Source organism: Streptomyces camelliae (assembly GCF_027625935.1).
Taxonomy (GTDB): domain Bacteria; phylum Actinomycetota; class Actinomycetes; order Streptomycetales; family Streptomycetaceae; genus Streptomyces; species Streptomyces camelliae.
Genome location: NZ_CP115300.1, coordinates 8,413,428 through 8,438,903 on the forward strand (window position 1 = coordinate 8,413,428; position 25,476 = coordinate 8,438,903).

A 25,476-nucleotide genomic window follows, 5' to 3' on the forward strand; every position below is an offset into this window, starting at 1 on the left:
TGCGGGAGGTGTCCTGCACGGGCGGCAGCACGGCGCGGCGCGGGGACCGGCGCACCGGATCCCTGGGCGGGACGCACTCGCATGTCAGGGTCCTGGCGAGGAAAGATGGACGCGAGCGATCGATCACACGGACATCGATCCCACCCGACGCGGAGGAACGGAACTCATGCCGCACGAGCGAGCGGGCCGCCCGGCCGGTCCCGAGGACCTTGTCGACGTGGCCCGGCTGGTCACGGCGTACTACGCGCTCCATCCGGACCCGGCCGACCCGGGACAGCGGGTCGCGTTCGGCACCTCCGGGCACCGGGGCTCCTCCCTGGCGAGTGCGTTCAACGAGGACCACATCGCGGCCACGAGCCAGGCCATCTGCGAATACCGCGCCCACCAGGGCACCGACGGCCCCCTCTTCCTGGGCGCCGACACCCATGCCCTGTCCGAGCCCGCGAAGGCCACCGCGCTGGAGGTGTTCGCCGCCAATGGCGTCACGGTGCTCATCGACAGCGCCGACGGCTACACGCCCACCCCCGCCGTCTCGCACGCGATCCTCACCCACAACCGCGGCCGTGCCTCCGGTCTCGCCGACGGGGTGGTGGTCACCCCATCGCACAACCCGCCCGCCGACGGCGGCTTCAAGTACAACCCGCCGAGCGGCGGTCCGGCGGCCTCCGACGCCACCTCCTGGATCCAGGACCGGGCCAACGAGATCATCACCGGCGGCCTGAAGGACGTACGCCGGGTGCCGTACACGCGGGCGCTCGCCGCGGAGACGACCGGACGGTACGACTTCCTGGGTGCCTACGTCTCCGATCTGCCGAGCGTGCTGGACCTGGACGCGATCCGGGCGGCCGGGGTACGCATCGGCGCCGACCCGCTCGGCGGCGCCTCCGTGGCCTACTGGGGCCGGATCGCCGAACAGCACCGTATCGACCTGACCGTGGTCAACCCGCACACCGACCCCACCTGGCGGTTCATGACGCTGGACTGGGACGGCCAGATCCGCATGGACTGCTCCTCGCCGTACGCGATGGCCTCCCTCATCGAGCAGTGCGACCGCTTCCGGATCGCCACCGGAAACGACGCCGACGCCGACCGGCACGGCATCGTCACCCCGGACGCGGGCCTGATGAACCCCAACCATTACCTCGCGGTCGCCATCTCCTACCTCTACCGGCACCGCGCGCAGTGGCCCGCCGGCGCCGGCATCGGCAAGACACTGGTGTCCTCCACGATGATCGACCGGGTCGCCGCCGACCTCGGTCGTCAACTCGTCGAAGTGCCGGTCGGGTTCAAGTGGTTCGTGGACGGACTGGCCGACGGCACCCTCGGGTTCGGCGGCGAGGAGTCGGCCGGCGCGTCCTTCCTGCGCCGGGACGGCTCGGTGTGGACCACCGACAAGGACGGCATCATCCTGGCCCTGCTCGCGTCCGAGATCACGGCCGTCACGGACCGGACCCCGTCGGAGCACTACGCCGGCCTGACCGCCCGCTTCGGTGAACCCGCCTACGCCCGTATCGACGCCCCCGCGACCCGCGAACAGAAGGCGCTGCTCGGCACGTTGTCCCCGGCCCAGGTAACCGCCGACACCCTCGCCGGTGAGCCCGTCACGGCCGTCCTCACCGAGGCGCCCGGCAACGGCGCCGCCATCGGCGGGATCAAGGTCACCACGGACAACGCCTGGTTCGCGGCCCGCCCTTCGGGCACCGAGGACGTCTACAAGGTCTACGCCGAGTCCTTCCTCGGCCCCGGCCACCTCGCCCGGGTGCAGGAGGAGGCCCAGGCCGTGGTGCAGGCCGCCCTCGGCGGCTGAGTGACCGACGGCGGCCCGTCGCAGGTCCGTTCGCGACCGGCCGCCGTTCGCTCAGCCGCGGCGGCGGTGCTCGTCCAGCCGGTCCAGGACGGCCTGGGCCATGGCCTGCTCGCCCTTGGCGTTGGGATGTGCCGGGGCGGCGGGGGAGGCGGGCTGGAGGGGCTCGATCCAGCGGTCGGCGGGCGACTTGCACATGTCGTGGCCGACCGTGGGGCCGTACGTGTCCACGTACTCGGCCCGGTTGACGGCGGCCACCAGCCGCAGCATCAGGTTCAGCCGCTTCTCGGTGTCCCGCAGGTAGGAGAAGTCCCCCTGGGCGAAGGGAACTTGGGGGAAGCAGCCGGTGCCGTCGTCGGGCAGCAGGTCCGGGTAGCCGACGACGACCACCCGGGCGTGCGGTGCCCGGGCGTGCACGTCTCGCAGGACCCGGTCGACCTTCGGCGCGGTCCTGGCGATCGCGAAGGTCAACTGGTCGTAGCCGGCGGCCCGGTAGGAGCGCTCGCAGGGGTTGCCCGTCGGGTCCTGGGCGGCGAGCCGGGCGCAGGTGGCGATGACCGGGCCGAACCCGACGTCGTTGCCGCCGATCTGGAGCGTCACGAGGTCCGTGTCCCGGTGCACGGCGTCGAGCTGCGGCTTGTTGGTGCCCTGCGCCTGCCACATCTCGGCGGTCGTCGCCCCGGCACAGCTGACGTCCGTGAAGGCGGTCACCTGCCGCTGTGCTGCCACCAGCGAGGGGTAATTGTGGTCGGAACGGGCGCAGTTGGCGTCCACCTGGGCCGGGATGCCGGGGCCCGAGGTGTAGGAGTCGCCGAGCGCCACATAGGCGGTGTCGCGGCCGTGTCCGCCGGGGTGTGCGGCGGCCGGGGTGGTGGAGGCGGCCACGAGGGCGCAGCCGCCCAGTGCCGCCCCGAGCACGGCCGCCCGCCGCCGGCCTCTCGTCCCGTCCGCCGGATGTGTGTCCTTCGCCATGACATCCTCCCCCTGAGTTCGACTGGGGGTCTGTATACCGTCCGGTAGGTGTCGCCGACCAGAAGCCGGAAGCGACGAGTTCTTCGCCGCCGCCGAGACGCAGACCGAACGGCGCCAGGAGACCCCCTTCGCCGCCGCCGCCGACCGGGCCGGCCTGCCCGCCTGCCGCTGCCCGGTCCAGGCGATCCGGCGGCTCGGCGCGGCCCCTGCCGTCCTCGACCCGGCTCAGCCGACCCCGGCCGCGCCCGCCTCGCCGACCTCACCGACACCTTCGAGGGCCACTGGTCCACGTACGCCACGGAGTTCACGTGGCCGGCCCGGACCGGCCGGCATCCCCCCGACCGGTTCCGCCGTCTCGTCCACGGCGTCCCCGAGGTTCACGTCCCGCTCGCCGTCCGCACCCGAGCGCGGCGCGGACGTGTGCCGGCCGGTGACCGGCGAACCACCCGATCCCTGGCCCCAGTTGACGTCGGCGTTGTCCGGGGCGGGCCACTGACCAGCGGGAACGGTGTGCGAAGCTGTTCCGGTCAGCAACCGCGCACGGGAGGGGAGCCGTCGTCATGGCCATCATCCACCACACCACGCTCAAGCCCACGAAGCTGGAGCTGCTCACCGACTGGCTGCCCAGCCGCCCCTGGTACCACGGTGGCTCCGGCGCCCCGGTGCTGACCAAGTCCGGCGGCTTCCGGCTGGACGACCCCGAGGGCGAGGTCGGCATCGAGTTCATGGTGGCCACGGACACCTCCACCACCGAACCGACCGCCTACCTCGTCCCGTTGACCTACCGCGGCGCACCGCTGGACGGTGCCGAGCACGCGCTCATCGGCACGATGGAGCACGGCGTGCTGGGCAAGCGCTGGGTCTACGACGGCTGCCACGACCCGGTGCTGGTCGCCGAGCTGCTCTCGCTGATGGAGGGCAGGGCCCGGGCGCAGGCGCAGAGCATCAACGACACCCCCGACCCCGAAGTGGTCCACTCCTACAGCGGAGCCCCCTTCACCCTGGACGGCTTCACGCCGGAGCCGGCCGACGACGCGGAGGGCACCCGCCTCCTCCTGCCGCACGGCACGGTCCTCCATGTGCACCGGGTCCTGGCACCCGTCCCCGAGAATCCGCCGCTGCGCCCCGAGGGAGCCCTTGGGCATGTGGCCCGTGGCTGGCAGGCGCCGGACGGCAGCCGGCCGGCGGCGCTGTTCATGACGCTGCGTACCGCCTGATCCGGCCTGTCTCACCCGCACCCCGCCCGGCCTTCTGGCATGGACTGGTCAAATCTGTCACTCTTTCGGCAGCCCGCGCCCTGACCTCTTGAGGGCACGGCGCACCTCACGGTGCAGCGATCGCGCAAGCCCCGTCCGTGGCCGTCCGGCGCACCCCAGCCGGCCGGCCGCCATCGAGCCGGCCGGGATCCCGGCCGCCGCAAAGGAGTAGCGTGTGAGACCGACCCCCCACAAGGCCCTCGGCGCCGGTGCGCTCACCGTCGCCGCGCTGGCCGCCTTCGTCCTGCCCGCAAGCCCCGCCGCCGCTCAGCCGGCCACGCACCCGTCCGCACACCGAGCGGCCACCGCCTGCACCCCGGCACAGGTCGTCGGCAACGGCGGCTTCGAGAACGGCACGTCGCCCTGGACGGCGTCCTCCTCCGACGTCATCACCAGCCGCACCGGACAGACCGCCCACAGCGGCAGTTCCTACGCCTGGCTGGACGGCACCGGCGGCACCCACACGGACACCCTGTCCCAGAGCGTCGCCATCCCGGCCGGATGCGGCACGGCCACGCTCACCTTCTGGCTGCACATCGACACCGACGAGACGACGTCGTCCGTCGCCTACGACAAGCTCACGGCCAGGATCGGCGGCACCACGCTGGCCACGTACTCGAACCTCGACGAGAACACCGGGTACGTGAAGAAGTCCATCGACGTGTCGGCGTACGCGGGCCAGACCGTCAGCCTGTCCTTCACGGGAACCGAGGACTCCAGCCTCCAGACGAGCTTCGTCCTCGACGACATCGCGCTGGACACCTCCGGCGGCACCACACCGCCGGGCGACTCCACCCGCACCCCGGCCGCGCCGTCGTACACCGTGAACCTCAGCAGCGACACGACCGGCACCGAGTGGACCGGACACGAGAGCGTGACCTTCACCAATGCCTCGGCCACCGCACTGAACGAGGTCTACCTGCGGCTGTGGGACAACTACCACGGCACCTGCGACGCGATGCCGATCCGGGTCACGAACGTCACCGGCGGTACGGCGCAGGCGCCCACGGTGGCCTGCACCGCGCTGGAGATCGACCTGCCGGCCCCGCTCGCCCAGGGACAGAGCGCCACCATCGGCTTCGACCTCGGCATCACCGTGCCCAGCGGCGCCGACCGCTTCGGCCACGACGGTGCCTACAGCTTCATCGGCAACGCCCTGCCCGTCCTCGCCGTCCGCGACAGCTCCGGCTGGCACCTGGACCCCTACACCAACAACGGCGAGTCGTTCTACTCCCTGGCCGCCGACTTCAAGGTGACCCTCGACCACCCCACCAGCCTGCTGGTCCCGGCCACCGGCACCTCCACCGACACCCCCGGCTCCAGCGGCCGTACGGTGACGACGGCGACGGCGAGCGAGGTGCGTGACTTCGCGTGGGCCGCCGGCCCGTTCAGCAAGATCTCCGGCACCTCGTCCGCCGGCGTCGCGGTGAACGTCTACTCCGTGTCGGGCATCAGCTCCTCCAGCGCCCAGTCGATGCTCAGCACCGCCAAGACCGCCGTCGACTCCCATGCGAGCCGCTTCGGCGCCTACCCCTACGGCGAACTGGACGCCGTCCTCGACAACAACTACTGGTTCGGCGGGATGGAGTACCCCGGGTTCGTCCTGGACCTGGTCAGCACCACCGCCCTCACCCATGAGATCGGCCACCAGTGGTGGTACGGCATCGTCGGCGACGACGAGTACAACAGCCCCTGGCTGGACGAGGCCTTCACCGACTACGCCACCGACCTCGCCCTCGGCAAGACCGGCAGCAACTGCTGGAGCAGCGTCTCCTGGGCCTCCGCCGACGAGAAGATCACCAACTCGATGGCCTACTGGGACGCGCACTCCTCGCGCTACTCCACCGTCGTCTACGGTTACGGCAAGTGCGCCCTGCACGACCTGCGCCGCGTCCTCGGCGACACCGCCATGGCCAAGCTGCTGAAGGACTACGCGACCGCGCACTGGTACGGCGTGTCGACCACGGCCGAGTTCAAGGCCGCCGCCCAGGCCGTCACCAGCACCGACCTCACCTCCTTCTGGACCCAGCACCGCATCGACGGCTGACCCGGTGCGGGCCGGTCACGGAAGCCGCCCCCGGCGTCCGTCGCGACCGGCCCGTACCCGAGCGCCGGGCCACCCGTACGGCCCAAGCAGGGCCCGGGATGGCATCGTTGGGCGGTACCCGGCGTGCGGCGCGGTCCGCGGGCGGGTCAGATGGTAGGCGTGCGACTCTCCATATCCCTTCAGCGCGGCCGGACCCGCCTGGCCTTCACCGGCGCCCTCACCGGCCTCCTCCTCAGCGCGTCCGTCCCCGCGGCTTTCCCCGCGCCGGACCCGGACACACCCCGGCGCGGCACCGCGTACATGGGCATGGGCGTCCTCGCCCACGACGGCGGCGACAGCGACCCGGACGCCCTGTCCCCGGTGACCCGCGCGAGCCAGACCGAAGGGGTGGACGTCTCCAGTCATCAGGGCGAGGTCGACTGGTCCACTCTGTGGGGCAGTGGCGTCAAGTGGGCGTACACGAAGGCCACCGAGGGGACGAGCTACCGGAACCCCTACTTCACCGGGCAGTACAACGGCCCGTACACCACCGGCCTGATCCGCGGGTCCTACCACTTCGCCACCCCGGACACCTCCGGCGGCGCCGCTCAGGCCGACTACTTCGCGGCCCACGGCGGCGGCTGGTCCAAGGACGCCAAGACCCTGCCCGGCGCCCTCGACATGGAGTGGAACCCGTACGGCGACTCCTGCTACGGCAAGTCCGCGAGTGCGATGGTCGGCTGGATCCGCGACTTCCTGAACCGCTACAAGGAGCGCACCGGCCGCGACGCCGTCATCTACACGGCGACCAACTGGTGGCAGCAGTGCACCGGGGACTACGGCGGCTTCGCGGCGAACAACCCGCTGTGGATCGCCCGCTATGCCTCCAGCGCCGGGCCGCTGCCGTCGGGCTGGTCGTCGTACACGATGTGGCAGTACACCGCCACCGGCAAGACCGTCGGCGACCACGACCGCTTCAACGGGGCCCAGGACCAGCTGCGAAGCTTCGCGACCGGCTGACCCGGTCCGGCCGCGTCCAGGAAGACGGTGGCCGCGGAGCTCGTCGTCACCCGTGTGACGCACGGCTGGGCGAGACCTGACCGGGGCTCTCACGGGCGGACCGGCGGTGCTCCGCGTCGACGCCCTCGCCGCGCACCAGGGTTCACGAGGAGGTCATCACGCTCCACGTGGCCGCCAGCCCCGCCGCGTACAGCAGGGCTCCCGCCGGAAGCCCCCACCACACCTGGCCGCCGTGCCACCAGGCCGCGGCGGCCAGGGCCGCGCCCGCGGCGGCGGCGAGTCCCAGCCAGGGCAGGCCCATCATCATCAGGATCCCGGTGCCCGTGCAGCGGAACGCCGGGTTCTGCGGCGAGCAGTCGTCCGTGGCGAAGACGGAGATGAAAAAGACGCCCGCGTTCAGCAGGGCGCCGGCCGCGGTCAGCACTCCCGCGACGATCAGATACGCGGTGGGCCACCGACTCGCTCCGCTCGCGTTCGCGCCGTACACACCGGCATGCATGGGCAGTTCCCCCTCGGCCTCGACCGACCCGATGCCCGCGACGCTACGAGCGCCGGGCGGGCGACACCTGAGCACGCGTACTCAGTCGGAAGTGCGCGTGCTACTCGGCCGGGCGCCAGGCGAGCCGACCGACGGCACGTGCCGGCGGGCGGCCGGACCACTGAGCCCGCGCTTTCCCGACCGGTGGCCTGTTTCACGCCGGTTCACGCTGTTCGCCGGACGCGTCACCGATGCGCGGTTAGCGTGTGCACGCACGGTTCGTCAGAGCGCGGGCCGACGTCATGTCGCTTGTCGACAAGGGGGGTTCACCCATGGAGTCATTACGCAGAACGCTCGCCAGACTGTCCCTGGCGCTGCTCGTCGGCGCCGGTCTGGTGCTGGCCGGATCCGGCGCGGCGAGTGCCACGGCGACCGCGGAGATACCGGCCGCCACCGAGGGCGGGATCTCGGCCACGGTCACCTTCCACGGCGCCGTCGTCCCGCAGCCGTACCGGCCGGATCCCGACGCCGCCTTCGGGGACCACAAGTGCCGGCTGATCTACCACGACTACGACCCGACGCCCGGCTGCGGCGGGTTCAAGCTCGACTTCACCCTGCACAACGTCCGCAGCCGGCCCGGCTACACCGCCGGACTCAGCAGCAGCGACTACTACTTCAACGCCTACGCCGACACCGCCCGCACCTTCGGCTGTCTGCGCCCCGACGGCACCTTCGACCACAGCACCGGCTTCGTCGTACGCACCGAACACCAGCAGCTGATGCCGACCTACTACCTGACCCAGGCCAACTGGGTCCTGTCCGACCTGCGTTCGGACCCCACGCGGGACTCGGGGCCGTACTTCTTCATGAACTTCCCCGCGGTGCAGGTGAACTGTCCCGACGGCATGACGCCGACCCAGTACGGCCTGAAGGTCACCGACGTCAGCCTCACCATCGCCGACGACAATGTCTTCGGCCACACCACCTGGTCCACCCCCGGCCCCTTCTACGCCTAGATCACGGCGTCGGCGAGCCCTGCACGGCCGGCTCGCCGACCCCGGCCCCCGCCACCGTCGCCTGACCGGACCGCGCCGGCTACGGCGGCCTCAGTGCCGGAGGCTCGGCGGTGTCCAGTCGGCGTGGCGCAGGATCGCGCGCATCGTCGCGCCGGACGGCGCGAGCCGCATCGCGGTGTTGCGCAGGGAGACGGCCAGCGGGTGGGTGAGCCGCTGACCCATGCGGCCCGCCCGGCGGGCGGCGCGGGCGACCGCCTGGGAGCGGGGGCGGCGCTCCGCGTCGTAGCGGGCGAGCGCCGAGGCGAGCGAGGTCTCCGTGGCGAGCGCGGCGGCCAGCGTGGCGGCGTCCTCCAGGGACTGGCACGCGCCCTGCCCCAGATTCGGCGTCATGGCGTGCGCCGCGTCACCGAGCAGGACCACCCGGCCGGCGGTGAACGACGGCAAGGGCGTGACCAGTTCATGGATGTCGTGGTGGAGCACGGCCTCGGGACGTGTGGCCGCCAGCAGCTCCGGGATCGGGGCGTGCCAGCCGTCGAAGCGGCGGCGCAGCCAGTCCAGGGGGTCGTCGTGGCGTACGGCGGCCGGCGCGGTGAGCACCGCGTGCCACTCGGCCCGGCCGTCGGTGAAGCCGATGTGCCCGAACTCGGCGCCCTCGCCCCACGTCAGCTCGAAGTCGGTGTCCAGGTCGAGGGGTTGGTCGGTGATGGCTCGCAGGACCGTCGAACCGGCGTAGACCGGGCCGGGATGCCCGGGGAACAGCAGTCCGCGCAGCCGGCTGTTCACCCCGTCGGCCGCGACGACCAGGTCCGCGTCCCAGACGTCGTCCGCGACCGGCACGGCCACCCGGTCCGGGGCCGAGCGGTCCAGGGTGGACACGGTGACGCCGATGCGCAGGCACGCGGCGGGCAGGGCCGCGCGCAGCGCCCGGTGCAGGTCGGCCCGTCGGATGCCCACGATCGGCGTGCCCAGGGCGCGTTCGAGGGCGGCGCCGTCCATCCGGGCGAGCCAGCGGCCCTCGGGGGTGCGGGTACCCCCGGTGTACTGGGGGCGGGCCGCCGCGCGCACCGCCGTACCGACGCCGAGGGTGTCCAGCGCGCGCAGGCCGTTGGCGTGCAGCGAGATGCCCGCGCCCGCGTCGGCCAGGGTGCCGGCCCGCTCCACCACCCGGACGTCCCAGCCGATCCGGTGCAATCCGATGGCCGCCGCCAGCCCGCCGATGCCGCCCCCGACCACCACCGCCGTACCGCCCATGACGGACCCCCTTCGACCTCGCATCGCTCACGTCTTTCTACAGCTGTAGAAGACCCTACAGTCGTGTTCTACAGCTGTAGAACCGGGGGTGTAGAAAGAGGGGGTGACCGCAGACCGACGTACTCTCCTTGCCGACACGGCCATCGCGGTGCTCGCCGACACCGGCATGCGGGGACTGACGCATCGCGCCGTGGACCGGGCGGCGGACCTTCCGCCCGGCACCACGTCCGCCTACTACCGCACCCGCCAGGCCCTGCTCATCGCGCTGGTGCGGCGGCTGGTGGCGCTCGACCAGGCAGAGCTGGAGGAGGCGGGGGGCAGGGTGCCGGTGGTGCGCACGGCGGCCGAACTGGCCCAGGGCATCGCTGGATTGGTCGAAGCGCGGCTCACGGGCGAGGGGCGCAGGCGCTCGCTGGCGCGCTACGCGTGCGCCGTCGAGAGTGTGCACCACCCTGAACTGCGCGAGATCCTGGTGCCGCGCGAGAACCGGGGGCGGCGCACGGTGCGCGACTTTCTCGCCGCGCAGGGGGTGGCACAGGTGGAGGAGCGTACGGTGACGCTGCTGACCTGCGTGGACGGTCTGGTCTTCGACCGGCTGGTGAACGGTGGCAGTGTGCGCGAGGAGGAGATCCGCGGACTCGTGGCCGCGGCACTGCGCTGACCGGCCGCAAGGCGACGGCGGTGCCGCCTCCTCCTGAGTGAAGGTCACCTGTTCCGGGGGACAACTGATCCCTTGTTCTGGTCAGCGTCAACTGCCGTGATTCACAGGTGAGTCGGTCCGGGTGGTGGCACCGCGCGCAGGGCGCGCAGTACCGACCAGACGACCGAGACCAGCGGGACGGCGACCACGGCGCCGATCACCCCCCCGACGATGCTCCCGGCGATCACCGAAACGGCGACGACCAGCGGATGCAGCCGTACCGCCCAGCTCATCACCAGCGGATGCAGCACATGCCCCTCCAGCTGGCCGATCACCACGATCAGCGCCAGCACGGCCGCGGCCGTGAGCGGTCCGCGCCCGGCCAGCGCGACGATCGTGGCGACGCCGAGCGCCACGGGCGAGCCGACCAGCGGCACGAACGCCGCGAAGAACTCCAGCAGGGCAAGCGGCAGCGCCAGCGGCACCCGCAGGACGAGCAGCGCGATCCCGACGAGCACGGCGTTGCTGGCGGCCACGATGATGATGCCGCGCGTGTACCCGGCGAAGGCCCGCCAGGCCGCCCGCCCCGCCCGGTCCCAGGCCGGCCGGGCGGGACTCGGCAGCAGCTCGTCGCGCATCCAGCCCCACAGACGCTCACCGGAGTGGATGAAGAACACCGAGGCGAACAGCGCGAGCGCGCCCCCGGTGGCCACCTCCACCGCCCGGCTCAGCCCGCTGACCGCGTTGCTGAGCAGACTCGACCGGTGGGTGGAGATGTAGTGGGTGACCTGGCTCTGCAGCTGGGAGAGCCGGCCGGGACTCAGCCGGAACGGCGGCCGCTGCAACCACTGCTCGATCCGGTGCACACCGCCGCGGAACTCCCCCGCCAGCCGCCCCGACTCGCCCGCCACCGCGTTGCCCACCAGGGCGAGCAGCGCCAGCATGAACAGCACACTGCCCACCAGCGCGATGGCGACGCACAGCGGGCGTGGCAGCACCCGGTCGAGCAGATCCGTCAGCGGGCGCAGCACGGAGGTCACGATCAGCGCGAGGAACAGAGCCACGGCGATGAGCTGGAAACTGCCGAGGATGCTGAAGACGCCGTACACGGCGAAGCCGACGAGGATGAGCCGCCAGGCGTAGGCCGCAGCGACCCGCAGCCACGGCACCGTCCACTCGGCCGCCGACGCCGGCCTGGGGCGCGCGGCGGGTGCGAGCCGTACGGAGTATGCCGGCCGGCTGCCCAGCACACCCCGCGTCCGGCGCCGGCCGCCCGGCCCCACCGCCCGCCGACGCGCATCGCCCACCACCGCTTACGGCTCCTCTCCGTCACCCCTGCTGACGGTCGGTCACATAGAGAGAACCGTAAGCGCCCGGCCCGGAAGGGTCCCGCACAACGCGCCCGCGCACACCTAGGAGCCCGTCCGGCCGGGGCCTGCCGCGGTCCTGTCGTCGTCCAGGAAGGTCAGTGTCCGGGCGAGCGGTGCCCGGTCGGTCCGGGCGTACGGCGCCGACGGATCCGCGAAGCCGATGGACAGGCCCGCGAAAAGGATCAGTTCCTCCGGCGGTGACACGACCTCCGCGACCGTACGGTGGTACACGGACCACGCCATCTGCGCACAGCTGTGCAGCCCCTCGGCACGCAGCAGCAGCATCACCGTCTGGAGGTACATCCCGAGGTCGGCCCACTGGGCCGCGCCCATGTGGCGATCGATGTAGCACAGCAGCAGGCAAGGGGCGCCGAAACACCGCCAGTTCGCGGCGACGGCCGCCCGGCGGGCCCCCAGGTCCTCGCGCCGGATGCCGAGCGCCCTGAAACGCCGGTCGGCCGCCGTCGACCGGCGCTCCCGGTAGGGGGACCGCAGCCCCGCCGGATACATCTCGTACGCGCGCTCGTCCCCGGGGTCACCGGCCGTGACCCGCTCGCCGGCGCGCTTCTTCAGCTCGGCCAGCGGCGCACCCGTGAGCACGTAGACGTGCCACGGCTGGAGATTGCCGCCCGAGGGCGAGCGCGCGGCGGCGGTCAGGACCCGTTCCAGCACCGCGCGCGGAACCGGCTCGTCCGTGAAGGCCCGCACCGCGCGCCGGCTCGCCACCGCCTCGTACACATCCACCCGTACGACCTCCCGGCCGGTTCCGTCTTCCGCGTCTTCCGCCGTACTGACGGATGCGGGGCGACGGATGTGACGGAGCCGGCTCAGGCCCTCGTGACCTGCTGGTACTGCCCGAGGAAGACCGGTTCGCCCCGGCGCACCTGCCACAGGAAGAGGCCCGGGGCCATCTGGACCGCGCCGGCGGCGGTGCGCGTGTCGAAGGCGAAGGTGCGGGTGACGCCCCGGTACGACAGGGCCCGCAGCCGGTGGGCCAGGGTGCCCGGGTCCACGTGGCCCGTCCCGGCGGCCGTCAGCGCGGTCATGACCATCCCTGCCGCGTCGTAGGCCTCGGCGGCGCCGACCGGGACGCCGTGGACCGCGTACCGCTTCTCGTACGCTCGGACGAATCCGGCGGCGGACTCCAGGCGGGCGGGGTCCACGAAGGTGGCCGAGAAGACCCAGCCCTCGGCCGCCGAGCCCGCCGCCTCCAGGAACGCGGGCCCGAGGACCGGTTCCGTCGCCGCGGCCGTACCCGTGAACCCGGCGGCGCGCAGCGCCCGGGCACAGGCGGCGGCCCGCTGGGGCGAACGCCCGCAGTAGACCACGGCCTGCGCACGCGCGGACATCGCCGCCGCGACGGCGGGGCCGAAGTCGTCGCTGCCGGCGGCGACCGTGGGGGTGACGACCGTGCCGTGCGGCAGGGTGTTCTCGGCGAGCGCCCCGGAGATCTGCCAGCTGTAACCGCTCGCCGCTCCGTCGCTGATCAGCGCCCGGCGGACGGCCGGGCGGACGGCGGCGAGGTAGTGGACGAGCGGGGCGGCCATCACGTTGTCCGACGGGCGGATCTGGAACACGGCGGGCGCGTGGGTCGACTGCGTGGCATACAGGTCGTCGGAGTCCGACCAGGCCGTCACCAGGGGCAGCTGCGCCGTGTTGTAGATGTCCCGCACGGCGAGCGCCGTGCTGTCCGAGGTCGGGCCGATCACCGCCGACACCTGCCCGGCGGCCACCAGCCGGCGCGCCACCGCACGCGCCCGGTCGGCCTCGCCCCGGTCGTCATGGGACTGGACGACGAGGTCGTACGACCGGTCGGCGCGCGCGTTGTGCTGCGCGGCGGCCAGCCGTACGCCCCGTTCGACCGCCGTGCCCAGGTCCTTGCCGGGGCCGGTCAGGTCGGCGTGGACGGCGATCATGCGGGAGGGGACGGCATCGCGGGCGGCGGAGGAACGGGTGGCGAGCCAGGCCGCCGTGGCCCCGCCCGCCGCCAGGACCCCCGCCGAGGTGCCCAGCAGGAGGAAGCGGCGTCTGGTCGGCGCGGGCGGCGCGTCCGCGAGCGTCGGCGGCTCGGCGCGCTGCGGCTCGGGTAGTTCCAGGACCTGGGCGGAGCGTTCGGCGATGAGCGCGGGCAGGCCGGGCGGCAGCCAGTCGTCGGTGCCGAAGTGGCCCAGCGCCACCCGGAGTTCGGGCAGTGTGGGGCGGGCGGCCGGGGACTTCGCCAGGCAGCGGGCGATCAGCGTGCGCAGCGGGTCGTCCGGCACCCCCGCGAGGTCGGGGGCCTCGTGGATGGTGCGGAAGATCACCGCCGCCGGCATGCCCGTGCCGAACGGCGGGCGGCCCGCCGCGGCGTAGGCGAGCAGACAGCCCAGCGAGAACACATCGCTCGGTGGACCCGGCTCGCCGCCCCGGGCCCGCGCCTGCTCGGGGGACAGATAGCCGGGGGTGCCGATCACGACGTCGGTTGCGGTCAGCGCGGTCGCGCCGCCCGCGCGGGCGATGCCGAAGTCGATCAGGCGTGGGCCGTCGAGCGCGAGCAGGACGTTGCCGGGTTTGATGTCGCGGTGCACGAGCCCGGCCGCGTGCACCGCGGTGAGCGCCTCGACCAGCCGGGCCCCCAGTGCTCGTACGGTGCCCGGCGGCAGCGGGCCGTGCCCGGCGACGATCTCGGCGAGCGAGGGGCCGGGCACGAACGCCGTGGCGAGCCACGGCTCGGGGGCCTCCGGGTCGGCGGCCAGCACCGGAGTGGTCCAGCGGGCGTCGACCCGCGCCGCCGCCTGCGCCTCGCGACGGAACCGGGCCCGGAAGGAGGGATCGGCGGCATGTTCCGCCCGGATCACCTTGACGGCGGCCAGGGCACCGCCCTCGGAGCGCGCGAGGTAGACCACGCCCATGCCGCCGGCTCCGATCCGGGCGAGCAGCCGGTACGGGCCGATGGCTTCCGGGTCGGTGGTGAGAAGCGGACGCACCGTCACTTCCCCCGGGGCACGGGCGCCTTGTCCGGAGCCGGGCCGACATAGCGCAGGGCGCCGCCGCGCACCTGGTGGACGAAGGTGGCCGGAGTGGCGAGCATCGGGGTCCCCACGGTCGTCGAGTCGAAGACGAACTGCCGTGTGAGGCCCTGGTACTTGGTCTTCTGAAGGGGCGCGATCAGGTCCCTGGGGGCCGGACGTCCGCCCTTCGTCGCCAGGAGCCTGTCGATCAACAGGTTCGCCGCGTCGTACCCCTCGGCCGCCCAGAACCCGGGTGCGTGCCCGTACCGGGTGCGGAACGCCTCGGCGAAGGACCGGACCTGGGCCGCGCCCGGACCGATCGCGCTCGCCACGACCGTCCAGCCGTCAGCGGCCGGCTCGGCGGCGAAGCGGGTGTCGAGCGCGGGCTCCGCCGCGTACTTGGGGCCCTTGAAATCGGCCATGCCCCGCGCGGCACGCAGCGCGCCGTCCAGCGGACCGGCGTACACGAAGGCCGCGATGCCGGCCGCGCGCATCTCGTCGAGCACCGGCTTCAGGTCGGTCGTACCGGCGGGCACGACCCGGGGGTGGGTGGCGCGGCCGTACTGTCGTATGACGAAGTTGGCCATCTGGATGGTCATCCAGGACAGATCGCCGCCGCTGCGGTCCAGCAGCACCCCGACGGGCGCCGCCGCGCTGGTGGCCGCCCACTGGAACGCCAGCTTCATCGCGACCGCGTTGTGCAGCGGGCGGCCGCGCAGGAAAGAGCGGGTGTTCTGGAGCAGATTCTGGCCCGCGGACATGCTCAGCAGGGGCAGCAGGGCGGCGTCGTACACCGGGAGCGCGGCCTGTGTCGTGGCGTCCGTGCTCGACCCGATCACGGCCAACACGTCCTTGTCCTCGGCGAGTTGACGGGCAGCCACCGTCGCGCCGCCGGTGCTGCCGCGGTCGTCGGCGCTGCGCAGGCGAAGCGTGAACGGCTTGTCGCGGCGGGCGTTGAACTGTTCGACGGCGAGCTGCGCGCCCTGGAGCTGTGCCTGCCCGGCCTCCTTTCCGGGGCCGCTGAGGTCGGCCTGTACACCGATCGCCCAGCCGGGCGCGGCCGGTGTGCCCGACCCGTCGTGGGTGCCGCGCAGCGCGGCCCAGGCCGCCGCCCCGCCGCCGACGGCGAGGACGGCCGCCCCGGCGGACGCGGCCGTGAGGAATCCCCGGCGGGACCGGGACGGTGCGGGGACGGTCGGCGGCTCGGCGAGGGTGGCCTCGATCTCGGGCAGCGCCAACATCTCGGCCGACCGTTCGGCGATCATACGGACCACGTCGGCCGGCAGCCAGTCCGCCGTCCCCGACGGCACGTCCTCCACCAGCGCGGCGTCCAGCTCGGCCGGCGTCGGCCGGGCGGCGGGATCCTTGGCCAGGCAGCGGGCCAGGACGGCCGCCGACTCCGCGTCCACGCCGTCGAGATCGGGCTCGTCGTGCACGGTCCGGTAGAGCAGCGCGTCGGTCGCCCCGGCACCGAACGGCGGCCGCCCGGTCGCCGCGTACGCCAGCACACAGCCCAGCGAGAACACATCGCTCGCGGGAGACAGCTCCCCGGCCGCAGCCTGCTCGGGGGAGAGGAAACCCGGTGTGCCGACCACCAGGCCGGTGGAGGTGACGGCGGTGTCGTGCGGGGAACGGGCGATGCCGAAGTCGATCAGCCGCGGGCCGTCGGCGGCCAGCAGGATGTTGCCCGGCTTCACGTCCCGGTGCACCAGACCCGCCTCGTGCACCGCGGCGAGCGCCCGCGCCAGCATCTTGCCGAGCACCCGCATGGCCCGCGGCGGCAGCGGACCGTGCCGTCGCACGGCGTCGGCGAGGGCGGGGCCGGGCTCGAACGCCGTGGCCAGCCACGGCTGTTCGGCCTCGGCGTCCGCGCCGGTCACCTTCACCACCCAGGGGCTCGTCACCCGCTGGGCGGCCCGCACCTCACGGCGGAACCGGCCGCGGAACTCCTCGTCGTGGGCGAACTCCGCCTGGATCACCTTGACGGCGGCGAGCGCCCCGGACTCCGTACGGCCCAGATAGACCACACCCATGCCGCCCTCGCCGAGCCGGGCCAGCAGCCGGTGGCCGCCGACGAAGGACGGGTCCAAGGGACGCAGCGAACGGTCGGTCACTTCTTCGCTCCCAGCTGGTTGCGCACTCTCGTCTCCATGTCCGCGACCGCCCGCGCCTGCACGATCAGCAGATCCTCCTGCCTGAACCCCTTGCCGCCCTGGACCGCGACGGCGATCGTCACCGGACCGAGCCGCACCTGGTCCCACAGATAGAACAACGGGCCCTTGTCCAAAGCGGAGTTGTAGTAGGCGCCGATCTCCTCCAGCACGTCGTCGGCGGACGTGTTGCCGTTGGTGCCGTAGCCGGAGCCGACGGAGTTCAGCCCGGCGATCCGCTCGGTGGCGCGCAGCTGCTGGTCGGGGCAGCGCAGCGCCTCCTCCAGCGTCTCGGCGATCTCCTGGTCGGCCTGTGCGGTGGTCCGGTGGACGGTCACGGTCGCCGCCGTGTGCACCTCGCCCTTGCCGCCGCCGGCCGGGAGCCTGCTGTAACGGGTCAGGCTGGCCAGCACGTCACCCGGCAGCGGCTGCTGCTGCCACACACAGTCGGTGCCGAGTACCGGCCAGTCGGCGGGGTCGCTCTCGAACGGGCTGCGCCTGAGGTAGCCGGGTCCGTAGCTGTCCGGGCCGGCGGTCACGGCACGCAGCAGCTCCAGCGCCGCGGACCGGGTCCTGGGCAGCTTCGCCGGGTCCGCCGTGAAACGTGGCGTGGCCGCGGCGGTCGAGCCGTCGTCCACCCGCGCGCTCGCGGAACCCGACGCGGACGGGCTCGCCGTACCCGGCCCGCCGGATCCGCCGCCCGATCCCGAACACCCTGCGAGCAGCACCCCGCAGACGGCCAGCGCGGCGCCCGCCCGCCCGCCGTGCCTTCGCGTCCCTGCGTTTCCCACCGTTCTCCGTTCCGTTCCCCACCTCGCCGCCGGGCCCCGCCACACCGGGCGGGCGCCCGGAGGCGAGGAGCGGGATCAACTCGACCTTCCCGCCGAGGCCTTCCGGGAAGGGGGCGGCCGTCCTGCCGGACCGGCCGGACCGGTCCCCAGGGCCGCCGGTCACCGGACATGGCATGCGGCGCGGCCGGCGACCCCCGGGCACCCTCGCGCGTCGCTCCGTACGATCCCCTTCGGCTCGCGTGTCCGCCGCCCCCGCAGCACCGCACGACACCTTCCCCAGCCCCGCGGCACCGGCCAATCTCGCAGATCACAGCGGGCTCCTACGTCCGTGTCACCACGTAACTTCCTACGTATCCGCGGGCGGACGGCGCCGGCGGGGCAGCCCGGTGTCATTCCGTGGCCCGCAGACCCTGGTACGGCGTGTGCGGGCCCGAAGACCTGTCGGGACGCGGTACGAGCGCGGCCAGGGCGGTACGGGACGACACACCAGTCTTGCGGTAGATGCGGGAGAGATGGGTCTCCACCGTGCGCGTGCTGAGCACCAGCTTGCCCGCGATGTCCTTGCCGGTCAGCCCCTCGGCGACCAGGGTGGCGATCTCCCGTTCGCGCGCGGTGAGTCCGGCCAGCGCGGCGTCCGGCCGGTCCGCGGCGCCGAGTACGGCGTCCCGGGTCGCGTCGGCCAGGCCCACGAGCGCCGCGGCACCGCCGTCGAGCGCCAGCCGCCGGCCGCGCCGCCACGCCTGTCCGGCCCGGCCGGCGTGCTGCGGCGAGGCCGCCATCAGCGGGGCGCCGAGCAGCAGGCAGTACGCCTCCCAGAACCGCGCCCCCGACCGCTCGCACTCGGCGGCGGCCTCGGCCAGCAGCCCGGCCGCGTCGCCCGGCCTGCCTTCGGCCACCGCGAGCTGCGCGGAGATGCGCAGCGCCAGCGCCCGTGGCAGCGGCAGGTCCAGTCGGCCGGCCACCTCGCGGGCCCGCCCCTCGTACGCGCGGGCCCCCGGCAGATCACCGAGGGCCAGACAGGCCCGGACCAGGATCTCCAGGAAGAGCACGTGCCGGGAGGGCGGAAACCGTTCGAGACCGGGCCCGCCCGCCCGCAGCACCAGGTCCCGGGCGCCCTCCGGATCGCCGCTGAGGAACGCCGTGTAGGCGAGCACGCTCCACGCCGTCGACGCCCACCAGTCCACGCCCGGACCCGACACGGCCACCGCCTCCCGCGCCGCGGCCACCGGAGCCGGATCACCTGGCGGGCAGGCCGCGGTCAGCACCTGCGCCTTCAGCGCCATCACGAACGACAGCGCCTCGTCACTGCCCAGCCCGCGTGCGACCTCCTCGGCCTCGGCGACCTGCTCCAGCGCCGTACGCAGCTCCCCGGTCTGATTGCCGATGTGTGCCTTGACCAGCAGCAGATACGGCAGCTGGGCCACCTGGCCGGTGCGCCGCGCGACGGCGAGACCCCGATCGGCGTGTCGGCCCGCGTCGGCGAAATCCTCCAGCAGCGTCTCCGCCCAGGCCAGCCGGGCGAGCGGCTCGCACAGCCCGGTCAGCTCGTCGTCGGGCAGCGCGTCCACCAGCGCGGCGGCCCGCCGGGCGGCCCGGCGCGCCGCCGCCATGTCACCCTCGTACGCCTCACCGAGCGCGGACACCGCGAGCACGCCCGCCTCCGCCACCTCGTCGCCCAGCGACCGGGCCGCCGCGAGCGCCCGTACGACGGTCGCCCGGACCTCCCCGTAGGCGGCGGCACGGGACGCCGACGAGCCCAGCTCCCGGCCCAGCGCCACCATGTCGGCCGGCGCCGGGCCGGGCCGCCGGTCCAGCTCCCGGCGCAAGAGCGCGACCGCCTCCGCGTAGCGGCCCAGGCGCCGTTCCATGTCCGCGCAGCTCACCACGGCCGGCACCCGCACCGGGCCGTCGTCCGGGCCCTGCGCCAGGGCGATCACCTCGTGCAGCAGGTCCCTGCTGTCCCGCAGCCGCCCGGCGGCGCCGAGCGCCCGGGCCCGCTCCAGCAGCCAGCCCCGGCGCCGGGCCGCGTGCTCCGCGGTGTGCGGCAGATGGCGCAACGCCGCCTCCCACCAGTGCGCGCTGCTCGCCGGCGCCGTCCGCGCGGTCTGCCGGGCCGCCCGCACCAGTACACCCGCCGCGTCCGGGTCCCAGCCGGTCAGGGCACGCTCCACATGGTGCGCCTGCTCGGCCGGGGGAGCACCGGTCCGGGCCAGTTCGGCGGCGGCCCGGCGATGCACGGCCGCGCGCCGCCAGGGTTCCATGCCGTCGTGCACGAGGGAGCGCAGCACCGGGTGGCGCGGGGCCAGCCGGTCGCCGGTGCCCGAGCGCAGCAGATCACGGCGCGCCAACACGCCCAGGTCGTCCAGCAGTTCGACCTCCGGACGGCCGCTGACCGCCCGCACCAGAGCGGGGGTCGCCTGGTCGCCGAGGACCGCGACCGTCTCCAGCGTGCGCAGCTGGTCCTCGGTCAGCGGGCTCAGCTCCTCCAGCAGCAGCGACGTCAACCCCAGGGCGGGCAGGGCCCGTTGGGCGCCGGCCGTGCGGTGGGCGTGCAGCAGGGCCAGCAGATAGAGCGGGTTGCCCTCGCTCGCCGCGTGCAGCCGGTCCAGCTCCGCGGGCGCCAGATCGGGGGCGAGGCGCTCGGCGCACTCCTGCCGGGGCAGCGGGCCGAGGTCCAGACGGAGCACGGTGTCGGCCTCGACGCCCCGGGTCAGCGACGCGGCGAGCGGTGCCGGGCTCTGCCGGGCCCGGCGGGCGACCAGGAGGACGACGGGCCCGGGCGCGGGGTGCCGTACCAGATGGTCCAGCAGATCCCAGGACGCCGGGTCCGCCCAGTGCAGGTCGTCCAGCGCCAACAGCAGCCCCGGGCCGCTGACATGGGCCAGCAGTGCGGCCGTCGCCCGGTGCAGCCGGAACCGGTCCACACCGCCGCGGGCACAGCCGTGCAACACGGGGGCGGCGTCGGCGACCGCGGCGAAGCCTTCCGGTGCGCGCGGGTCGAGGTCGGCGAAGGCGTCGGTGAACGGCTGGAGGGGCAGATGCCGTTCGTACGCCGTCGCCCGGCCGCGCAGCACCGTGAACCCGCGCTGCCGGGCCCGCCGGCACACCTCGCTCAGCAGCCGGCTCTTGCCGATGCCGGCCTCCCCGGTGATGTCCACCACCGACGGCGTCCCCCGCTCACCCCCGCCCGCGAGCACCTCCGCCAGCCGCGCGAGTTCGGCGGCCCGGCCGACCAACGGGGCGGTCCGCCCGGCCGCCGCCTCCGCGTCGATCCCAGCCTCCACATGTCCCCCTCCGTGCATCCGTCCGCCCCGGTGGTCCTCGCCTGCGCATCTGTCAGACAGATCATCGCCTGTGGCCGGGGACTGCAGAAGACGGTCACAGGACCTTCACAACGGCGGACGGTGGGTGCCCGCGGACCGGGGGACTCGGGAGATGTCGTCGCACGGAGGGAGAGCCTCCAGTGATCATCGTCGCGGTTCTGCTGCTGCCCGTCCTGACCTTTCTGCTGTTCGGCCTCGACCAGGTCGAGGACCGGTGGATCGCCCGGCCTCCGACCCCCCACCACGCCCGCCGCCGCCGCCGGGGCCGGGGCCGCTTCCCGGCCGGCCGGCGCTGAGCGGTCGCCGGGACTCGTCTGCCTGCGGCTGATGAGCGGTCCGGCTCCGGCGGCTCCGGTCTCACCCCCATGGCCCGGTCCCGATGACCTGTTGACAGCGGCGGGTGCCGATGAGCTGGTCGACGATGGCGGGTCCTGATGACCTGGTCGATGACGGTGACCTGGTCGATGACGGCGTCGGAGGTCACGCTCCGGACCGCGCCCTGCGACCTTGCCCCGCGACAGCTCCCGCCACTGCGCCGTGCGCCCGCACCGGCCTGCCGCCGCCTCGGTTCAGCCCGCGTTCCCGGTGCCTTCGGTGCCCTCGGTCTCTTCGGACGCCCGGCCCACCGGCAGCAGCGCGCGGATGTCCGCGGGCAGCGCGGCCGCCATCCGCTCGGTCAGTTCCGGGGCGACAGCGGCGTCCAGCACCTCCAGCACGGCGGCGGCCTCCCGCAGCGCCGTGTCCTCGTCCGTGCCCGCCCGGCCGGCGATACGGCCGGCGAACGCGGTCAGCCCGAACCGTTCGCCCGCGGTGCCCGCGTCGGCCCCCGCGCAGGCGTCGGCCGCCTCCCGCATCGCCGCCGCCATGTCGGGCGGCAGCTGAGCGGCCACATGCCGGGCCAGGCCGGACGGGAGCCGCTCCGACAGCGTGCACACCACGGCGTGCGCGGCCCGCTCGGCCGACCCCCGGTCGGGCAACTGGGCGAGTGCCTGCACCTTTCCGATCATCTCGTCGTGCCGCATGAGGCCGGTCCTTTCCGGATGAAGTTCTCCCGGGCACGGTCGGCGCACCGAGGCCACCGCAGGACCGGAGCCGTGAACAAGGAGGTGAGGGAGCCGTAGCCCGCGAGCGGGACGTCACCCTGGTCGTCCTCGCGTGCGGTGTCCGTCGTCATGGGGCCTCCGGTGCCTGTCCGGACCTGCGGCGGTGCGCACCGGGTTCCCCAGGGCGAGCGGGCGACACGCGGGCGCGAGCCGGCACACGGGCACCGGCGGCACATGGGCGAACGCGTGACGTGGGCGAAGCCATACATGACCTGATACGCGGTGACCGCCTCCCCTCCGAGCGGCGGCGCGCCGGCCTCCGCGCCGCGCGAGGTGCAGGCCCGGCAGGCCGCGACGGTCGCGGCCTGGCTGCGCTGTCCCACCGAGATCGACGCGGCCCTGGTCGGCTTGGCCGGTTCCGGGGCGCCGGCCGCCCCGACGGGATCACCGGCGCCGTACCGGACGGCGACGCGACGGCCGGGCCTGGCGCACCTGGGTGGACGAGGTGGTGGCCGGCTGGGCGGCGGCGCTGCTCACCGAGCCGGCACCGGCCGCACCCGCTGTCGCTGCCCTCGCGGGGCGCACTCAAGAAGGCAGGGCGGCCTGACGGCCGTCACCCCGAGGCCACGGGAGCCGAGCCCCGCGCTCGCCTCTGTCGCAACTGCCGCTGCTCGCCGCTGAGTCCATGACGGCTGTCATGCTGCCGGAGGGGCACGACGACGACCACGGCCAGGCCTTCGAGGACCTGCGCCAGGCGATCCGGATGGAGGAAGAGACCTGAGCCGCGCGGACGAAACGCCGCAGCGGTCCTTCACCGCACCCGGAACAGCGACGACCATGGCATGTCATGAACATTCTGCTCGTGGCCAGCGCGTTCAACAGCCTCTCCCAGCGTCTGTACGCCGAACTGTCGGATCTCGGTCACCACGTCGACGTCGTCCTCGCCTCGCACGGCCCCGACCCGGTCCGGGCCGCCGTGCGCGACCCGCGGCCGGATCTGGTCGTCGCGCCGATGCTCAGAACGGCCCTGCCGGAGGACGTGTGGCGCGAGCACACCTGCCTGATCGTGCACCCGGGGCCGCCCGGTGACCGTGGCCCGTCCGCGCTGGACTGGGCCATCGACGGACAGGCGGCGGAGTGGGGAGTGACCGTCCTGCAGGCCGAGGCGGCGATGGACGCGGGCGGCATCTGGGCCGCGCAGGCGTTCCCCGTACCGCCCGTCGGCAAGAGCGACCTGTACCGCAACGAGGTCTCGGACGCCGCCGTCACCGCCGTCCTCACGGCCGTACGGCGCTACGCCGAAGGGTCCTACAAGCCCCGCCCGCAGACCGACGAGTCCGTCAGCGTGGTCTGGCGGGGCGCCCTGAGGCAGGAGCGGCGCCGCATCGACTGGGCGGACGACGACACCGGGACGGTGCTGCGCAAACTCCGCGGTGCCGACTCGCAGCCGGGCGTCCTGGACGAGCTCCTCGGGCGGGAGGTGTTCCTGCACGGCGGACACCCCGAGGACGAGCTGCGCGGCCGGCCCGGCGAGCTGCTGGCACAGCGCGCGGGCGCCGTCTGCCGGGCCACCCGGGACGGCGCCGTCTGGATCCCGGAACTCCGCCCTCGCAAGAGCTCCGGCGACCCCGCACCCTTCCGGCGCCCGGCCACTTCCGTCCTCGCCGCCTGGGAGCCCGACCTGCGTCTCCCGGACGCCGCCGCACCGCTGGAACTGCCGGCCGGCCGGCGCACCTGGACCGACATCCGCTACCGGCAGCGCGGCGACGTCGGCTTCCTGGGCTTCACGTTCCCCGGCGGCGCGATGAGCACCGACCAGTGCCGCCGTCTGCTCGCCGCCTACCGGGACGCGCTGACCCGCCCCACCCGGGTCCTCGTGCTCGGCGGGGAGCGCGACTTCTTCTCCAACGGCATCCATCTGAACGTCATCGAAGCGGCCCCCGACCCGGCCGAGGAGTCGTGGACCAACCTCAACGCCATGGACGACCTGGTCGAGGCGGTGCTGCGCACCACCGACCGGCTCGTGGTGGCCGCCCTCGCGGGCAACGCGGCGGCAGGCGGAGCCATGCTCGCCCTCGCCGCCGACGAGGTGTGGTGCCGCACCGGCACCGTCCTCAACCCGCACTACCGGCGCATGGGCCTGTACGGCTCCGAGTTCTGGACCTACACCCTGCCGCGCCGCGCCGGAGCCGAGCAGGCCGGCCGGCTGACCACCGAGGCCCTGCCCGTCAGCGCCGCGTCCGCCGCGCGGCTGGGGCTGGTGGACCGGCTCGTACCGGCCACGACCGCTGACTTCCCGGCCGAGGTCGAGCGGCTCGCGGCCGGACTCGCCGCCGCACCCGGCCTGGACCGGCGGATCGCCGGCAAGGCCGCCGCCCGCGCCGCGGACGAACACGAGTGCCCCCTCGCCGACTACCGCGCGGCCGAACTCGCCCGCATGCACGCTCTCTTCTACGACCCGCGGGCCCCCTACCACGCGCTGCGCTCGGCCTTCGTGCGCAAGACACCCACCGGCTCGCCCCGGCCCCTGGCCGCGCCCGCCGGGGACGTCCGGTGACGGCCCGCCTGCTGGTGGCGGGCGTCGGCAACGTCTTCCTCGCCGACGACGCCTTCGGCCCCGAGGTGATCCGCGCCCTCGAACAGCGCCCGCTGCCGTCCCAGGTGCGCGTGCGCGACTACGGCATCCGGGGCATGGACCTCGCCTACGACCTGCTCGACGGATACGACACCGCCGTCCTCGTCGACACCGCGCGGCGCGGCCACCACCCTGGCACCCTCACCTTGATCGAGACCGAACCGCCCGACGCCACCGTCGTACCCGAGGCCCACGGCATGGATCCCGCGAAGGTGCTCGCCCTGGCCCGGCACCTGGGCGACGAGCCACTGCCCCGGGTGCTCCTGCTGGCCTGCGAACCCGCCGTGCTGCCGAGCGGGGACGACGACATCCTCCCGGGGCTCAGCGCACCGGTCCGGACCGCCGTCGACCATGCCGTGGCCGCACTGCACACCCTGATCCCGGCCCTGCTCGCCGACCCCGCCGGGCCCGTGCCGATCCCCGCCGGGCCTGTCACCGCGTCGGGTAGCCCGGTCTCCGCCGGTCCGGTGCCTGCGTCGGGTAGCCCGGTCTCCGCCGGTCCGGTCCCTGCGTCGGGTCGCCGGGTCCCCGCCGGGCCTGTCACCGCGTCGGGTAGCCCGGTCCCCTCCGGTCCGGTCCCCGCCTCGGGCCGCCCGGTCCCCTCCGGTCCCGTCCCGACGTTGGGCCGCCCGGTGGAATCCGGGCCCCCGCGCCCGGCTGTGCTGCCCGGAAGCGCGGCCGACGGAACCGAAGATCGGTGAGACCCCGGGC

General features: G+C 74.0%; 20 protein-coding genes. 9 read left to right on the forward strand and 11 right to left on the reverse strand.

Going from position 1 to position 25,476, the window contains the following annotated elements:
- The first annotated feature begins 166 nt into the window (after nucleotides 1–166).
- Nucleotides 167–1,807, forward strand: coding sequence for a phosphoglucomutase (alpha-D-glucose-1,6-bisphosphate-dependent) (gene pgm, locus O1G22_RS38605; RefSeq protein WP_270085562.1), 1,641 nt, complete (start codon nucleotides 167–169; stop codon nucleotides 1,805–1,807).
- 51 nt (nucleotides 1,808–1,858) lie between these two features.
- Here the strand turns inward: pgm and O1G22_RS38610 are convergent, their stop codons facing one another.
- Together O1G22_RS38610 and O1G22_RS44590 are read right to left on the reverse strand one after the other, a co-directional pair.
- Nucleotides 1,859–2,776, reverse strand: a complete 918-nt coding sequence (locus O1G22_RS38610; RefSeq protein WP_270085563.1) for an SGNH/GDSL hydrolase family protein — start codon at nucleotides 2,774–2,776, stop codon at nucleotides 1,859–1,861.
- Nucleotides 2,777–3,001: 225 nt separating this feature from the next.
- On the reverse strand, nucleotides 3,002–3,310 hold the full coding sequence (locus O1G22_RS44590) for a hypothetical protein (RefSeq protein WP_333492446.1): 309 nt from the start codon (nucleotides 3,308–3,310) through the stop codon (nucleotides 3,002–3,004).
- Nucleotides 3,311–3,336: 26 nt separating this feature from the next.
- Between O1G22_RS44590 and O1G22_RS38620 the strand changes: the two genes are divergently transcribed.
- The 3 genes from O1G22_RS38620 (at nucleotide 3,337) to O1G22_RS38630 (ending at nucleotide 7,078) form a co-directional block, all read left to right on the forward strand.
- Complete coding sequence (locus O1G22_RS38620; RefSeq protein ID WP_270085564.1) at nucleotides 3,337–3,993, forward strand: maltokinase N-terminal cap-like domain-containing protein; 657 nt, start codon at nucleotides 3,337–3,339, stop codon at nucleotides 3,991–3,993.
- A 214-nt stretch (nucleotides 3,994–4,207) separates the two neighbouring features.
- Nucleotides 4,208–6,079, forward strand: a complete 1,872-nt coding sequence (locus tag O1G22_RS38625; RefSeq protein WP_270085565.1) for a M1 family aminopeptidase — start codon at nucleotides 4,208–4,210, stop codon at nucleotides 6,077–6,079.
- 150 nt (nucleotides 6,080–6,229) lie between these two features.
- Nucleotides 6,230–7,078, forward strand: coding sequence for a lysozyme (locus tag O1G22_RS38630; protein ID WP_270085566.1), 849 nt, complete (start codon nucleotides 6,230–6,232; stop codon nucleotides 7,076–7,078).
- Nucleotides 7,079–7,220: 142 nt separating this feature from the next.
- Here O1G22_RS38630 and O1G22_RS38635 read toward each other — a convergent pair whose 3' ends face one another.
- Nucleotides 7,221–7,577 (reverse strand): hypothetical protein, encoded by a 357-nt coding sequence (locus O1G22_RS38635; RefSeq protein WP_270085567.1) that lies wholly within the window; start codon nucleotides 7,575–7,577, stop codon nucleotides 7,221–7,223.
- Between the two features lie 311 nt (nucleotides 7,578–7,888).
- Between O1G22_RS38635 and O1G22_RS38640 the strand changes: the two genes are divergently transcribed.
- Complete coding sequence (locus O1G22_RS38640; protein WP_270085568.1) at nucleotides 7,889–8,572, forward strand: hypothetical protein; 684 nt, start codon at nucleotides 7,889–7,891, stop codon at nucleotides 8,570–8,572.
- A gap of 90 nt (nucleotides 8,573–8,662) precedes the next feature.
- Here the strand turns inward: O1G22_RS38640 and O1G22_RS38645 are convergent, their stop codons facing one another.
- Nucleotides 8,663–9,823 carry an FAD-dependent monooxygenase gene (locus O1G22_RS38645; RefSeq protein ID WP_270085569.1) on the reverse strand — a complete coding sequence of 387 codons (1,161 nt, stop codon included), beginning with the start codon at nucleotides 9,821–9,823 and terminating at the stop codon, nucleotides 8,663–8,665.
- A 103-nt stretch (nucleotides 9,824–9,926) separates the two neighbouring features.
- Here O1G22_RS38645 and O1G22_RS38650 point away from each other — a divergent pair, with 103 nt between their 5' ends.
- On the forward strand, nucleotides 9,927–10,484 hold the full coding sequence (locus tag O1G22_RS38650) for a TetR/AcrR family transcriptional regulator (protein ID WP_270085570.1): 558 nt from the start codon (nucleotides 9,927–9,929) through the stop codon (nucleotides 10,482–10,484).
- A gap of 101 nt (nucleotides 10,485–10,585) precedes the next feature.
- On the opposite strand, the gene O1G22_RS38655 is transcribed toward O1G22_RS38650, so the two are convergent.
- The 6 genes from O1G22_RS38655 to O1G22_RS38680 form a co-directional block, all read right to left on the reverse strand.
- A complete protein-coding gene (locus tag O1G22_RS38655; protein WP_270085571.1) occupies nucleotides 10,586–11,773 on the reverse strand; it encodes an AI-2E family transporter in 1,188 nt (395 codons plus the stop codon).
- A gap of 102 nt (nucleotides 11,774–11,875) precedes the next feature.
- Nucleotides 11,876–12,577 carry a nitroreductase gene (locus O1G22_RS38660; protein ID WP_270085572.1) on the reverse strand — a complete coding sequence of 234 codons (702 nt, stop codon included), beginning with the start codon at nucleotides 12,575–12,577 and terminating at the stop codon, nucleotides 11,876–11,878.
- A gap of 83 nt (nucleotides 12,578–12,660) precedes the next feature.
- Nucleotides 12,661–14,799 (reverse strand): bifunctional serine/threonine-protein kinase/ABC transporter substrate-binding protein, encoded by a 2,139-nt coding sequence (locus O1G22_RS38665; protein ID WP_270085573.1) that lies wholly within the window; start codon nucleotides 14,797–14,799, stop codon nucleotides 12,661–12,663.
- Between the two features lie 2 nt (nucleotides 14,800–14,801).
- A complete protein-coding gene (locus O1G22_RS38670; protein ID WP_270085574.1) occupies nucleotides 14,802–16,937 on the reverse strand; it encodes a bifunctional serine/threonine-protein kinase/ABC transporter substrate-binding protein in 2,136 nt (711 codons plus the stop codon).
- Nucleotides 16,934–17,764 (reverse strand): hypothetical protein, encoded by an 831-nt coding sequence (locus O1G22_RS38675; RefSeq protein ID WP_270085575.1) that lies wholly within the window; start codon nucleotides 17,762–17,764, stop codon nucleotides 16,934–16,936. Before O1G22_RS38675 ends, O1G22_RS38670 begins: the two co-directional genes overlap by 4 nt.
- A 389-nt stretch (nucleotides 17,765–18,153) precedes the next feature.
- Nucleotides 18,154–21,048, reverse strand: a complete 2,895-nt coding sequence (locus tag O1G22_RS38680; protein ID WP_270085576.1) for an ATP-binding protein — start codon at nucleotides 21,046–21,048, stop codon at nucleotides 18,154–18,156.
- 179 nt (nucleotides 21,049–21,227) lie between these two features.
- On the opposite strand from O1G22_RS38680, the gene O1G22_RS38685 reads away from it, so the two are divergent.
- Nucleotides 21,228–21,383 (forward strand): hypothetical protein, encoded by a 156-nt coding sequence (locus O1G22_RS38685; RefSeq protein WP_270085577.1) that lies wholly within the window; start codon nucleotides 21,228–21,230, stop codon nucleotides 21,381–21,383.
- Between the two features lie 273 nt (nucleotides 21,384–21,656).
- On the opposite strand, the gene O1G22_RS38690 is transcribed toward O1G22_RS38685, so the two are convergent.
- Nucleotides 21,657–22,109, reverse strand: coding sequence for a DUF2267 domain-containing protein (locus tag O1G22_RS38690; RefSeq protein ID WP_270085578.1), 453 nt, complete (start codon nucleotides 22,107–22,109; stop codon nucleotides 21,657–21,659).
- An 868-nt stretch (nucleotides 22,110–22,977) separates the two neighbouring features.
- Here O1G22_RS38690 and O1G22_RS38695 point away from each other — a divergent pair.
- Together O1G22_RS38695 and O1G22_RS44995 are read left to right on the forward strand one after the other, a co-directional pair.
- Nucleotides 22,978–24,687, forward strand: a complete 1,710-nt coding sequence (locus O1G22_RS38695) for a hydrogenase maturation protein (protein WP_270085579.1) — start codon at nucleotides 22,978–22,980, stop codon at nucleotides 24,685–24,687.
- On the forward strand, nucleotides 24,684–25,466 hold the full coding sequence (locus O1G22_RS44995; RefSeq protein WP_428986448.1) for a hydrogenase maturation protease: 783 nt from the start codon (nucleotides 24,684–24,686) through the stop codon (nucleotides 25,464–25,466). The genes O1G22_RS38695 and O1G22_RS44995 overlap by 4 nt, the downstream gene beginning before the upstream one ends.
- Nucleotides 25,467–25,476 lie beyond the last annotated feature (10 nt).

Excerpts from the sequence above, each read along its gene's own strand:
- pgm (WP_270085562.1), top strand. The coding sequence starts at position 167 with ATGCCGCACGAGCGAGCGGGCCGCCCGGCCGGTCCCGAGGACCTTGTC.
- O1G22_RS38610 (WP_270085563.1), bottom strand. The coding sequence starts at position 2,776 with ATGGCGAAGGACACACATCCGGCGGACGGGACGAGAGGCCGGCGGCGG.
- O1G22_RS38620 (WP_270085564.1), top strand. The coding sequence starts at position 3,337 with ATGGCCATCATCCACCACACCACGCTCAAGCCCACGAAGCTGGAGCTG.
- O1G22_RS38630 (WP_270085566.1), top strand. The coding sequence starts at position 6,230 with ATGGTAGGCGTGCGACTCTCCATATCCCTTCAGCGCGGCCGGACCCGC.
- O1G22_RS38635 (WP_270085567.1), bottom strand. The coding sequence starts at position 7,577 with ATGCATGCCGGTGTGTACGGCGCGAACGCGAGCGGAGCGAGTCGGTGG.
- O1G22_RS38640 (WP_270085568.1), top strand. The coding sequence starts at position 7,889 with ATGGAGTCATTACGCAGAACGCTCGCCAGACTGTCCCTGGCGCTGCTC.
- O1G22_RS38645 (WP_270085569.1), bottom strand. The coding sequence starts at position 9,823 with ATGGGCGGTACGGCGGTGGTGGTCGGGGGCGGCATCGGCGGGCTGGCG.
- O1G22_RS38690 (WP_270085578.1), bottom strand. The coding sequence starts at position 22,109 with ATGCGGCACGACGAGATGATCGGAAAGGTGCAGGCACTCGCCCAGTTG.
- O1G22_RS38695 (WP_270085579.1), top strand. The coding sequence starts at position 22,978 with ATGAACATTCTGCTCGTGGCCAGCGCGTTCAACAGCCTCTCCCAGCGT.